Consider the following 12036-nt stretch of genomic DNA (forward strand, 5'->3'; position numbering starts at 1 on the left):
TTCTCCGTATTTACTTATCTTCACATAGTTTGGTTTTTTCATGCCTACTTACTTACTTCCTCTATAAGTTTTGCTAAACCATAATCCTCAAGAATTTCTTCAATCTTTTCAAATTCAGCGATAGGAATTTGTACAGCAATAGGTTGTTGGTTTTCGTCGAGAACATAATTTTTGTGGACTTCAAGCATTTTAATAACTCCTATGTGTAAAAATCCATCGGTGTTCACCTGTGAAAATTTTGGTATCAGGCAATTAGATTTTAACAGTTTATTGCGATCGCATGGATTGACCTCTCCCCCAACCCCTCTCCGAAGCGGAGAGGGGAGCCAGATTTCTCCCCCTTCCCTTGCAGGGAAGGGGTTGGGGATTTAGGTCTGTTGAAAACAAGCTGTGGAAATACGCATCAAGACTTTATCAAGTTCGTGTCTCACTTCTTCATTTTTAATTCGCAACAAACGCAGTCCTCTAGCTGACAAAACTTTGTCCCGTTCTGCATCATATTCGGCTTGTTGTTCATGAATTTTGCCATCTACTTCTATCACTAATGCAGTTGCGTGACAGTAGAAATCTGCAATAAAGCCATTGATAATCTGCTGACGGCGAAAGTGCAAACCATTCAGGCGATTAGCACGGAGATGTTGCCAAAGGATTTTTTCTTCTGGTGTCATTTGCTGACGAAGTTCTTTGGCACGTTGCACTTTAACTAAGTCTGCTTTGTATCCAATTACAATATTGCGAGTTCCCTCTTTTATCAATGGATAGGGTTCTTCGGGTGTTGAATTATTCATTTATGAAGTATAAAAATAGGTGTTTATTTTTTATGATTGACCTCTCCCCCTTCCCTCGTAGGGAAGGGGGTTGGGGGGTTAGGTCTGTGTGCGAAGTACGAAGGTGCGATCGCGCTGATATAATGATCAATTGGTGAAGACATTGTTATCTTTGTACTTCTAAAGCTTGACTTAAAATGACATCTATTAAATCAATAGATTGTTTATTTTATATTGTTTATTTAATCCTATAGTTCCAAGTTTTAATAGCTAAATCAATATACCATCCCAAATTAGTAGGAGTATTTTTTTCCTGTGACCTCCACCATTCCCAAATAGAATCATCAAAAGGACGGGTAGCACCTTTCAAGAGATAGATGAATAAATCTAAAGTATTTATACCACCTGCTTGACATAAATACATATTTGCCCTAGTCCATTTTGCCATACCATGTCTATCAAATGATAAACAAATCTTATTGTTAGGTTTGTCTTCAATATTCACGGTAGTCTTAGTACACACCAACCATTCAACAACAGAATCTTGAGCAAAATGGCTGTTATTTGCAGTTAATACGAAACCAAATCGTGCTACTGGAATTTTGATTTTAGTTTTCACTTTAGTTGGCAACCAAAGAAATAACCATATTCCTTTACTTGTATTAGTTATCTCAGCTAGTTTCTTATAATTTTCTCCTTCACCAGTACCATATAATATTTTTCTATAAGTAGGGCTAACCATTTCCTTCATCTTTGGTTGAGCCATAAAAAGCTCTCTAATGATTCTAAAACTTTGATGAGTATCTACAGGCAAGTTGCTTTTAAAGTTATGAGTAAAAGCTGGTAAGACTGTATTTTGTATAACTTCATTTTGCAAGCTCCAAGGTAAGCCAAACACAGGGTAAAGAACATCATAACTCTTACCTTCTAATTGGAATTTAGTACCTGTTGTATCATATTCGACATGGAATTTCCAAAAAGATATATCATTTTCAAATTTTGATGCTTCTTTGTCTGTGTAGTTGTCTTCATGAAAAGTAGGAGCAATAGCAATTAGTTTGATAGGTAATGAGTAATCGATTTTTTCGGCAAAAGATTGATTTTGGGAAATGATTTTTCGATATCTCATTAGCTGAGATACTAATCCTCTATCTTCTTCATTTTTTAATTCAATAATAACTGCTTGTTTATGTAATTTGCTACAGCATAGTAAATCACAACGCTGCATTTTGAGACTATGCTGACGTTTAATTAAAACCAATTCTGGGAATATTGTGTCAAAATAAGCTTCAATATAATCTTCTAAATATTGTTCAGACTGAAAGCGGATTTCTCCGCCAATGTAGATTAATTTACGATTCGCTTTGTCTGAATCCTCATTCCAGTTTTTCGAGTTGGTTGTTAAATGTTTTGATTTTAGGTAAGGCATGAAAGTTTTTAAATATAATAATCTATATACAAATTATTATATTTTTATACTGTTAAAAATGGTATAAATACTGAAACATTATCTATCTTAACAGACTCTCAACTTCCTCATCAGTAAAACCAAACTGTCGAAAAATACGCAAAACATAACCAGGAGACATTTCTCTTGCACCCATATCTATAGGAACTACTCTTCTTTTACCATCAACTTCACGAGTATATAAACAATGGTCGCCTTTTCCTTCTCTATAAAATGTGCAACCTGCTTGTTCTAAAAGCTTAATTAACTCCTTTGGTTTCAGGGAAGGTATATTTTTAGGCATAAACCTTCCTTAATTCATATATCTCTGAATCTTGTTCTTTTTCTTCAACAAATAAAAATTCATGTAGTTCATCTATTGAAATGGGAGATTTATAAATATTACTTTCAGACTCATAAACAATTTCAAAAGATTCAATAGCTTCTTTTAGCTTACTAATAGCATCTTCTTGAATAGTGCCCTGTCCTACAATTCCATTTTCTAAACACAAAGCAACCCAATAACCAGCGCTTTGCTTGAGTACTACTGTGTAAAATTCCATTGATATTCACCTATTGAAATTGTGGAGTGAGGTGGGCAATACCCACCCTACTTTAATTATCTACTAACGCAAACTACTAGCTGGCATACCCAAAATATCCTCAAGCCTCGGCATATCTTCCAACGCAATCACGCGCCCTTCATCCTCAAAACCGACGATTTGATCAAAGTTCAAATATCGATACAAATCATCGGCAAAAGGATGAATTCTACTCGCCACAATCTCCAAGTATTCCTGCACTGTTGGAAGCCGTCCCAGCAGCGCACAAACTGCGGCTAATTCTGCTGAACCAAGATACACTCGCGCATCTTTACCCATGCGATTATTGAAGTTGCGGGTAGAGGTAGAAAATACTGTTGTGCCATCAGCAACTCGCGCCTGATTACCCATACACAAACTGCACCCTGGCATTTCTGTTCGCGCACCCGCAGCCCCAAAAACGCTGTATACACCTTCTTCTTTTAATTGGTGTTCATCCATGCGCGTTGGTGGTGCTATCCACAGACGAGTTTTCACTTCACCTGCGCCTTCCAAAACTTTTGCTGTTGCTCGATAATGACCGATATTCGTCATACAAGAACCGACGAATACTTCTTGCACTGGATCATTAGCAACTTCCGATAATAATTTAACATTATCGGGGTCATTGGGAGCAGCAACAATTGGTTCTTTGATTTCGTTTAAATCAATTTCAATTATTTCGGCATACTCTGCATCGGCATCGCCTTCTAATAACACGGGATTTGCTAACCATTCTTCCATCTTTGCCACACGGCGCAGCATGGTACGCGCATCTTGATAGCCCCGTGCTATCATATTTTTCAACAGCGCTATGTTAGAACGCAGATATTCAGAAACTGTCTCTACACTCAGCTTAATTGTGCATCCGGCACAAGAACGTTCGGCGCTAGCATCGGTGAGTTCAAAGGCTTGTTCAACTTTTAAATCTGGCAAACCTTCTATTTCCAGAATTCGTCCGGAGAAGACGTTTTTCTTGTTCTGCTTCTCTGCTGTCAGCAAACCTTTTTCAATTGCCACGTAGGGTATGGCATTCACGACATCGCGCAGGGTGATACCTGGTTGCAATTCACCCTTGAATCTTACCAAAACTGACTCTGGCATATCTAAAGGCATCACACCCAAGGCGGCTGCAAAGGCCACTAATCCAGAACCGGCGGGGAAGGAAATACCCAAGGGGAAGCGGGTGTGAGAGTCGCCGCCAGTTCCCACGGTGTCGGGTAGCAGCATCCGGTTTAACCAAGAGTGGATAATACCATCACCGGGACGGAGGGCGACACCGCCACGAGAAGCAAAGAAGTCGGGGAGTTCGTGATGGGTTTGGATGTCTACTGGTTTGGGATAAGCTGCTGTGTGGCAGAAACTTTGGATTACTAAGTCTGCACTGAAACCAAGACAGGCGAGTTCTTTCAATTCGTCGCGGGTCATGGGGCCTGTGGTATCTTGAGAACCAACGGTAGTAATGATGGGTTCGCAAGATGTGCCGGGACGCACACCAGGTAATCCGCAAGCTTTACCTACCATTTTCTGTGCTAGGCTGTAGCCTTTGCCTGTATCAAAGGCTTGCTGGGGACGGGTGAAAACGGTGCTGTGTTCTAAACCAAGTGCAAGACGAGTTTTATCGGTGAGGGTACGTCCAATAAGTAGGGGGATGCGTCCACCTGCGCGGACTTCATCGAGGATGGTGTCAGGTTTGAGGGCAAAGGTGGAAACGACTTCGCCTGCTTCGTTGGTGATTTCGCCTTTGTAGGGATGGATGGTAATTACCATCCCGGTTTCGAGTTTGGTGACATCGCACTGAATAGGCAAAGCACCGGCATCTTCTGCTGTGTTAAAGAAAATTGGCGCGATCGCACCACCTAAAACATAACCCCCAGCGCGTTTGTTTGGCACAAAAGGTATATCATTTCCCATGTGCCACAACACCGAGTTAATTGCAGATTTACGCGAGGAACCTGTACCAACTACATCTCCCACGTAAGCTACAGGATGTCCTTTTTTCTTCAGTTCGGCAATGGTTGCCAAGCTTCCCGGTTGCCGTGACTCTAACATCACCAAGGCGTGTAAGGGAATATCTGGGCGAGTTGTGGCGCTTTGGGCGGGTGATAAGTCGTCGGTATTGGTTTCGCCAGGAACTTTAAAAACGGTGACAGTAATCGCTTCTGGGACTGTGGGGCGCATGGTAAACCATTCAGCTTCCGCCCAAGAGTCAACCACCCGTTTGGCGAAAGGATTGGTTTTAGATAACTCTAAAACATCGTGGTAAGCGTCATACACCAAGAGGATTTTGCTTAAGGCGTTGGCGGCGTAGGCGGAAATGGGTTCCTTTCCTTGTCCACCCATTACTAAAGGTGTTTCAGATGAGTCTGAGACGGATACGGTGAGCCATTGCAGCAAATCAATTAAAGATTGCACATTGTAACCACCTACCATTGTCCCTAACAATTGTACCGCTTCTATGCGCGAAACCAAGGGACTGGTGATTTCATTTTTGGCGATCGCGGTGAGAAATCCAGCTTTGACATAAGCTGCTGGATCAACACCAGGAGAAACGCGATCGCTCAATAAATGTAATAATATCTCCTCTTGACCCTTTGGCGGATTTTTCAGTAATTCACATAATTCTGAGGTTTGCTTCGCATCCAATGGTAAAGGAGGAATACCGAGTGCTGCTCTTTCGGCAACGTGTTTACGATATTGTTCTAGCATTTTTATGTTCTCCATTGGGATGTTCTATCTTTAATTATGAAATATTTTTAGTCAATACTTGGCTATAAAAGTCTAGCTCACTTTTATGATGAAAGCCTTACTGGTAATCGGTTATTAGCAACTTTTTTTATACTGAAAGTTTGAAAGTATGAGGCGAATAGAATTCGCTACTACACAAACAAAGTCCACCTCCGTGGACTAAGAGTAAATCAAGAATTTTTAACCCACGTAGGTGGGTTTCGTATTTCGACTTCGCTCAACACAAGTCTGTATAGCCGCTACTTCTAGTCGCCAAGTGTAGTAATAATAAATTAGATTGATCCTACTAAAAGGGGTTTAAAACCCCATCCCCAATGCCAAAGCTTGTTTTGTGTTGGGGTCTAAATCCCCAGACGCTCGAAAACTCGCTAACGCTTCGCTATCACAAAACGTAATTGCGTTAGCGTAGCGGTAGCGAGTTCGCGAGCGTCATTGCGAATTGCGAATTGCGAATTGTTTAATGTTGGTTTAACCAAGTTTCTAAATCAGCAACACTAGAAAAATCTAGTAATGCCTCTCCTAAATTCTCTAATTGTTCAATGGATAAACCTTGAATTTGCTCAATTAATGACGTATCAATTTCACCAATACGGCGATTTAGTAGACGCAGTATTAAGTCTTGTTTCCCTTCTTGCCTGCCCTCTTGCCTTCCTTCTTGCCTGCCCTCTCGCCTTCCCTCTTCTTTGGCTTGTTCTCTGTTTCTTTGATAAAGTGGTTCTAGTCGCATAATTAACTCCCTATCATCTGCTTCTAATTCTTGGTTTACTCTCAAGTTTTCGCGCAAGTTGTAAACTAATTCGAGAGTTGCTTTCTGGTATGGATGATCTAATGGTAACGCTTGCAACTCGATAATCGCTTGTGACTGCACACTTCCCCTACCTAAAAGCCTCAACCATAATGTTTCTGGTGTTTGGGGTAGTTGGTGTATCGCTATAATTGCTGTCCGCAAGGCATCTGGCAGAAAATGCACTCCTGACAACCAACCTGCTTTTTGCATAGTTCCGAAGCTAGATAATCTAGTTTCAGATATGGTAGGTGTAAGAACCCACAATTTGGGAATTTCGGAGTCCTGAAGTTTGGTTTTATTGGCTTTAGCTTCTCGTCGTAGCAGAGCCTTGATTTCTAATAATTTGAGAATACAGTCGCAGATTTCATCGGTAGAAGCTGGGTTGCGGTATGGTTCTATTATCGCAGGCTGTTGGGCAAATCTTCCTAGCAAACCCAGTATTTGTATATTAGAGCTTTGCTGTTTGACAGGAGTGAATAAAACATCTATTTCTTTAATCTCTCCTGATACTTTTTCTGATGCCTTGACTTCTCCGTAATCTTTTAATAGTTCTTCTAGATAGTCTTTGGCAAATTTATCATGGATAAAACGGGTCATTCAATTTTAATATTTCGGAAGTTCTAGGTTAATGCAAAGTCTTATTATATAGCATTCCTGAATCATTCGTGATGAAATAGATCCCCGACTTCTTTGAGAAGTCGGGGATCTGGTGGACACTTTTAATTTTTACAGTTAAAAGCAGATTATATAAGCCTTTTGACTTTTGACTTCCCGTTAGGGCGTGGCGGTTAGAGCATTTTCATCTGATGTTTTATCTGTGTTAGATTTCAAGCGTGTCAATCTGCTTTTACGAATACGTTCGCTGTCTCTAACGCCGCCTGCAAGTTCATATTCGTTGCTATTTTTGCCGTACTTGAAACCAACCCCAGTCAGCATTTTGTCTGAAACCTGACTTAAGGTTTTTTCCATCTCATCCAGCTTATTTCTAGAAGAGTCAATCATAGCTATAGCAGCGTTATACTCATCAAGCATATTGTGAAAATTGTCTATTAATTGAGTCAGGTTTTGCAAGTTGTGAGTATCATCAAAATTGATCTTTGGATCGATAGCTTTCAGCCCGGCAACTCTAAACTCAGCTTTTTCCAGAATCCGGGAACTACGTTTTTTTCGAGCCATATTTTTACACTTTTAAAAGCTTTACAGAGCTATTTTGTCTCAATTAGCCTGGATTCTGGTTCAGCAAAAAGCGCATTTTTTTTAGTAAAAGTTTTTATTTATGTCCGTGATTTCTCGGAATTTAATCATCAAAGGCTGATTTTCAGCAAAATAATATTATGTTTAAGCAACAGACAATAGGGCACAGCATTGCTGTGCCCCTACAAATGGTCTGTATTCTATGTCAACTGCGATCGCTGTAACTTTAAGGCTTAATGTTGTAATCTTAAGGCTTAATGTTCTAGCTCTTTGGCTTAATGCTGTAACCTTAAGGCTTAATGCTGTAACTTTAAGCCTTAATGCTGTAACCTTAAGCCTTAATGCTGTAACTTTAAGGCTTAATGTTGTAACCTTAAGGCTTAATGCTGTAACCTTAAGCCTTAATGTTGTAACATTGTGCAGAATGTGTATTGTTGATTTACAGCGATCGCAGAGTTGGAAAAAATTTCAAGATGGAAGTTTCACCAGCTTGTTTTGTGTTAGGGTCTAAATCCCCAGACGCTCTCTACGCTACGCGAACGCGGACTCGCTAACGCGGCGCTATCACAAAATGTAATTGCGAATTGGTTTAGATGTTACACTTTACAAGTCTCGATGCGAGAGAAGAGGCACGACCCCACCCATCCCAGAAATCCCACCCGCACCCCACAACAACCTCCCTAAGACAAACACCTCACCAAACCAATCCAAGAAGTGTCCACCAGCCTTACTAGCCACCTTATTCGGGAGGTGTCCTTTAGGGGAAGAGATATCAAAAGTAACGTATATATAGTATATCCAACTACTATTCACTCTCCATCCTACGCGATCACCAAACTTTTCCCAGGTTTCTTTGTAATACTTGTTCGGAAAACCGCCGACGCTCAAGTAAATTTTCTTCTGGACGCTGAAGCCAAAATGTCCATTGCTGTATTTTACCCATAAGCGGTCAATTGTGCGTAAGTCAGTGCAAGGAAAATTTAAGAGTTCGTCTGAGGTGAAGTAGAAGCCAACTTCTTTTCCTACAGCCTGAATCATCACCCGATATGTTTCTTGATCAGCTTTCTTCCATTTTTTTGCTGCTAGTAGGTCGCGCAGTGTGGTGTAATTTATGCCTTTTTCTGAGGAGAGGTCATCTAAGTCGCGTTTTGAAGGAGAAATATCTCCCATAAAGATAAATTCTCGCTTCGGCAGAATTGTTGGTGATTGACGTTGAATTACGGGTGTTGTTCCTGGCTTTTTCGAGGTAATACCCCAAATCAACTGTTCCATCGGGTCAGGATTTTGCTGGCGAAAATCTACCCACGTTAAACCCTGGAGAAATACAGGTAGTTGTGGCTCTTGTGGCGCATCTGGCAGAAGTACGGGAATAACTGGACATTTTCTATTGACAAATGCTCGTATAAAAGCTTTTATCTCTTGATCTTGCCAAGGGCCAAATCCTGAGTTACCTACAAAAACAGCTGCTGCTTGAATCTCGTTTATCTGTTCGTCTAAAGAATCTTGCCAAGAAAAACCAGGTCGTAAATGCCAAATATCCAACCACGGTACAATTCCACGTTGCTGTAGTTGTTCGGCAACTTCGATAACCGCAGGTTTATCCTTACTATGGTGGCAAAGAAACACATCAAACTTTTCCATTAGTTACTCCTCCACACCGGCAATTTTTGCCAACGCCTTAGCGTAATCTTCCAACCCACCGCGCAAAACTTCCAACTCACTTCGCAACTTCGGTTCCTCCGACCAACTCTGCTCATGTTCCTTAGGACTCACCCCCACAGGTCGTCTAGCTTCCCACGCTTGCAACAACGGATGCCATTTAGCCAAAAACGGCCTTAACCCATTATTCAACACGGCAATGGCAATTCCCCCCACAGAATCACGAGAAGCACCCACATCTGGCCCGGCGGCTTTGAGAACTTCGCGGGTTGTCCCAAATAAACTATAAAGAGAATTCATCGCTTCTCGTACCAAACCCTGGTCAACTTCCAATGGTTGCACAGCAATGCGCGTCACCAATTCCACATAAAGCGACCAAGCCGCCTTCTTTTGTGTGGTATCAACTTTCCAAGACATGGAACCAATGCCAAAAGGCAGACTTACAGATACAGTCTCTAAAGAAACGCGATCGCGCATATTATTTATAGTAAGCAAATTTAACTAATTTATTTGTGTATTGTATAGTAAATAATGTTACTAATCTAAAAACTGTTCAGAATTAGTTGCTATAATAATCAATCTTTTACCTAAATTTTTATAGTAACATCTGGATATTTTCAACTAATTCAGATAAACTAATACATTTGTCCGTTGCATCACGCTTCTTTTGTATATGCCCAAAACTTACACCGTAGAAATTGATCACCAAGGCAAAATTCATACCTTGCAAGTTCCTGAAAATGAAACGATCTTATCAGTTGCCGATGCTGCTGGTTTGGAACTGCCGAGTTCTTGCAATGCAGGTGTTTGCACAACTTGCGCCGGTCAAATAAGCCAGGGAACTGTGGATCAAACTGATGGTATGGGCGTTAGTCCAGATTTGCAAAAGCAAGGTTACGTATTGCTTTGTATTGCCAAACCCCTTTCTGATTTGAAAATTCAGACGGAAAAGGAAGATGTACTTTATCAGTTACAATTTGGCAAAGGCAAATAATCAGTGATCAGCTATCAGTATATCGGATGATTATTGATAGCTGAATAACTGTTGACGAAAATTTCAAAAAGCGATAAAAAAATACAATTAATATTAAGATCAAAACACTTGTAGAGACGGCGATTTATCGCGTCTAAAAAAACCATATTTTTGTACAACTAGCCCTTAACTGAACCGTATTGTTAAACTAAAAATTAACAAGATTTACCAAGATGACGACTCATTTTATTATCGCAGAAATTGATTTACAAGAAACTCCCGCAGAGTTACTACAAGTCATTGAAACAGAGTTGAATAAACAAGGCGAACCTCTGCGTTGGGCAGTTACTTCTGTAGACGTTGACAAACAAAAAGCTACAGTTGAAGCTGTGGTGACAAAGAGTGCTGTTAGCGATAGCGGGGCGTTGAGCCAGTGCTGAGTTAGAAGTTAAAAGTTGATAGTGGGCAAGGGTTATTTCATTTTCATCTAGCCCGCCTCAGAATGAATTCTGAGTCTAATAGCGAAAGTCGTCTCAAGACGACTGAGAAAAGGTTATAGCCCGTTTTAACGAATTTTATTTCTGGATGGTTTATGTCTAGAACGAAATAGCCCTAGAGAGTGGGAAATAACTTAAAATGAATCGTCCATACACCGCTATCTTAATTGTACCAACTGGCGTTGGGGCTGCCATTGGGGGTTATGCAGGAGATGCTTTACCTGTTGCCAAAGTTATAGCACAGGTTTGCGATCGCCTAATTACTCACCCCAATGTCCTTAATGGCGCAAGTTTATACTGGAATCTTCCAAATGCTTTCTATGTTGAAGGTTATGGACTTGACAAATTCGCTTCTGGATGCTGGGGTTTGCGTCCAGTCCGCAGTAACAAAGTAGGTTTGCTTTTAGACCAAGCCATTGAGCCAGATTTGCGGCTACGACATATACAAGCAGCCGATGCAGTCAGAGCAACTCTAGGATTGACTTTAACAGATTATGTAATTACAGATGCACCATTAAATGTAGAATTACGGACTACAGCATCGGGAGCTAGTTGGGGAACAATTGGCAACCCGGATAGTCTATTACGGGCAGCCGAAATATTAATTAAAAAAGCGGGGGCAGAAGCGATCGCAGTTGTTGCCCGTTTCCCCGATGATATGGATGAGGAAGCAGTACAAAAATATCGCCAGGGTGAAGGCGTTGATCCTTTAGCGGGTGCAGAAGCCGTAATTAGCCATTTGCTAGTACGAACCTTTCAAATTCCTTGCGCCCATTCCCCCGCCCTTCTGAGCGAACCTCCACAACCTGATTTATCACCCCGTTCCGCCGCCGAAGAATTAGGTTATACCTTTTTGCCGTGCGTGCTTGTAGGATTAAGTCGTGCCCCACAATTTATAATAGATAAAGGAACGATTGCATCAGAGAAAGGAGATATTTGGGCAGATGAAGTGGATGCTGTGATCGTACCTGCAACTGCTTGTGGTAGCAGTGCCTTACTGAGTTTAAGCCAAAGACGATGCCAAATAATTACAGTAGAAGAAAATAAAACTCTGATAAAAGTTCCTCCTCAACCCTTGGGGATCAAATCTATACAAGTAAACTCATATTTAGAAGCAGTGGGTGTATTGGTAGCACACAAAGCAGGCATCAATCCCTCCGCTCTCCGTCCCAAATTATTACCTTTGCAATCAATTAGTTAGGAGGCAGGAGGCAGGAGGCAAGAGGCAAGAGGCAATAGGCAATAGGCAATAGGCAATAGGCAATAGGCAGGAGTTAACAGTTAGAATTCATACTAATTCCCTGAATTACAGCTAAAAATTATTCTCCCCTGCCCCCCTGCCCCCTCTGCCCCCCTGCTCCCTCTGCTCCCTCTGCCCCCTCT

The 12036-nt window shown here is 41.1% G+C and carries 13 protein-coding genes; 3 read left to right on the top strand and 10 right to left on the bottom strand.

Annotated features, from left to right (window positions below):
* Positions 1-44 precede the first annotated feature (44 nt).
* From VB740_RS14205 to VB740_RS14250, 10 genes are all read right to left on the bottom strand, one after another.
* Positions 45-188 carry a hypothetical protein gene (locus VB740_RS14205; protein WP_323200631.1) on the bottom strand — a complete coding sequence of 48 codons (144 nt, stop codon included), beginning with the start codon at positions 186-188 and terminating at the stop codon, positions 45-47.
* 180 nt (positions 189-368) lie between these two features.
* Complete coding sequence (locus VB740_RS14210) at positions 369-788, bottom strand: endonuclease domain-containing protein (RefSeq protein ID WP_323200632.1); 420 nt, start codon at positions 786-788, stop codon at positions 369-371.
* Positions 789-1005: 217 nt separating this feature from the next.
* A complete protein-coding gene (locus VB740_RS14215; RefSeq protein WP_323200633.1) occupies positions 1006-2196 on the bottom strand; it encodes a hypothetical protein in 1191 nt (396 codons plus the stop codon).
* 82 nt (positions 2197-2278) lie between these two features.
* Positions 2279-2518 carry a type II toxin-antitoxin system HicA family toxin gene (locus VB740_RS14220; RefSeq protein WP_323200634.1) on the bottom strand — a complete coding sequence of 80 codons (240 nt, stop codon included), beginning with the start codon at positions 2516-2518 and terminating at the stop codon, positions 2279-2281.
* Positions 2511-2777 carry a type II toxin-antitoxin system HicB family antitoxin gene (locus tag VB740_RS14225; RefSeq protein WP_163937456.1) on the bottom strand — a complete coding sequence of 89 codons (267 nt, stop codon included), beginning with the start codon at positions 2775-2777 and terminating at the stop codon, positions 2511-2513. The genes VB740_RS14220 and VB740_RS14225 overlap by 8 nt, the downstream gene beginning before the upstream one ends.
* Positions 2778-2840: 63 nt before the next feature.
* Positions 2841-5504 (bottom strand): bifunctional aconitate hydratase 2/2-methylisocitrate dehydratase, encoded by a 2664-nt coding sequence (gene acnB / locus VB740_RS14230; RefSeq protein WP_323200635.1) that lies wholly within the window; start codon positions 5502-5504, stop codon positions 2841-2843.
* A 496-nt stretch (positions 5505-6000) separates the two neighbouring features.
* Complete coding sequence (locus VB740_RS14235) at positions 6001-6927, bottom strand: DUF4351 domain-containing protein (RefSeq protein WP_323200636.1); 927 nt, start codon at positions 6925-6927, stop codon at positions 6001-6003.
* A gap of 177 nt (positions 6928-7104) precedes the next feature.
* Positions 7105-7506 carry a hypothetical protein gene (locus VB740_RS14240; RefSeq protein ID WP_323200637.1) on the bottom strand — a complete coding sequence of 134 codons (402 nt, stop codon included), beginning with the start codon at positions 7504-7506 and terminating at the stop codon, positions 7105-7107.
* A gap of 621 nt (positions 7507-8127) precedes the next feature.
* The gene (locus tag VB740_RS14245) at positions 8128-9165 is read right to left on the bottom strand and encodes a GUN4 domain-containing protein (protein ID WP_323200638.1); all 1038 of its coding nucleotides are present in this window, start codon (positions 9163-9165) and stop codon (positions 8128-8130) included.
* A gap of 3 nt (positions 9166-9168) precedes the next feature.
* The gene (locus VB740_RS14250; protein WP_323200641.1) at positions 9169-9660 is read right to left on the bottom strand and encodes a hypothetical protein; all 492 of its coding nucleotides are present in this window, start codon (positions 9658-9660) and stop codon (positions 9169-9171) included.
* Between the two features lie 196 nt (positions 9661-9856).
* Here VB740_RS14250 and VB740_RS14255 point away from each other — a divergent pair, with 196 nt between their 5' ends.
* From VB740_RS14255 to VB740_RS14265, 3 genes are all read left to right on the top strand, one after another.
* Positions 9857-10177, top strand: a complete 321-nt coding sequence (locus VB740_RS14255; protein WP_099103835.1) for a 2Fe-2S iron-sulfur cluster-binding protein — start codon at positions 9857-9859, stop codon at positions 10175-10177.
* Positions 10178-10389: 212 nt separating this feature from the next.
* Entirely contained in the window at positions 10390-10596 is a 207-nt protein-coding gene (locus VB740_RS14260; RefSeq protein ID WP_323200639.1) for a hypothetical protein, read from the top strand.
* Positions 10597-10792: 196 nt separating this feature from the next.
* Positions 10793-11854, top strand: coding sequence for a DUF3326 domain-containing protein (locus tag VB740_RS14265; protein WP_323200640.1), 1062 nt, complete (start codon positions 10793-10795; stop codon positions 11852-11854).
* Positions 11855-12036 lie beyond the last annotated feature (182 nt).

Origin of the sequence: Nostoc sp. UHCC 0251 (genome assembly GCF_034932245.1) — a bacterium.
GTDB lineage: Bacteria > Cyanobacteriota > Cyanobacteriia > Cyanobacteriales > Nostocaceae > Nostoc.

Bases quoted from the DNA above. Each gene is read 5' to 3' on its own strand.
- VB740_RS14205 (WP_323200631.1), bottom strand. From the start codon at position 188: ATGCTTGAAGTCCACAAAAATTATGTTCTCGACGAAAACCAACAACCT.
- VB740_RS14210 (WP_323200632.1), bottom strand. From the start codon at position 788: ATGAATAATTCAACACCCGAAGAACCCTATCCATTGATAAAAGAGGGA.
- VB740_RS14215 (WP_323200633.1), bottom strand. From the start codon at position 2,196: ATGCCTTACCTAAAATCAAAACATTTAACAACCAACTCGAAAAACTGG.
- VB740_RS14220 (WP_323200634.1), bottom strand. From the start codon at position 2,518: ATGCCTAAAAATATACCTTCCCTGAAACCAAAGGAGTTAATTAAGCTT.
- VB740_RS14225 (WP_163937456.1), bottom strand. From the start codon at position 2,777: ATGGAATTTTACACAGTAGTACTCAAGCAAAGCGCTGGTTATTGGGTT.
- acnB (WP_323200635.1), bottom strand. From the start codon at position 5,504: ATGCTAGAACAATATCGTAAACACGTTGCCGAAAGAGCAGCACTCGGT.
- VB740_RS14235 (WP_323200636.1), bottom strand. From the start codon at position 6,927: ATGACCCGTTTTATCCATGATAAATTTGCCAAAGACTATCTAGAAGAA.
- VB740_RS14240 (WP_323200637.1), bottom strand. From the start codon at position 7,506: ATGGCTCGAAAAAAACGTAGTTCCCGGATTCTGGAAAAAGCTGAGTTT.
- VB740_RS14245 (WP_323200638.1), bottom strand. From the start codon at position 9,165: ATGGAAAAGTTTGATGTGTTTCTTTGCCACCATAGTAAGGATAAACCT.
- VB740_RS14250 (WP_323200641.1), bottom strand. From the start codon at position 9,660: ATGCGCGATCGCGTTTCTTTAGAGACTGTATCTGTAAGTCTGCCTTTT.
- VB740_RS14255 (WP_099103835.1), top strand. From the start codon at position 9,857: ATGCCCAAAACTTACACCGTAGAAATTGATCACCAAGGCAAAATTCAT.
- VB740_RS14260 (WP_323200639.1), top strand. From the start codon at position 10,390: ATGACGACTCATTTTATTATCGCAGAAATTGATTTACAAGAAACTCCC.
- VB740_RS14265 (WP_323200640.1), top strand. From the start codon at position 10,793: ATGAATCGTCCATACACCGCTATCTTAATTGTACCAACTGGCGTTGGG.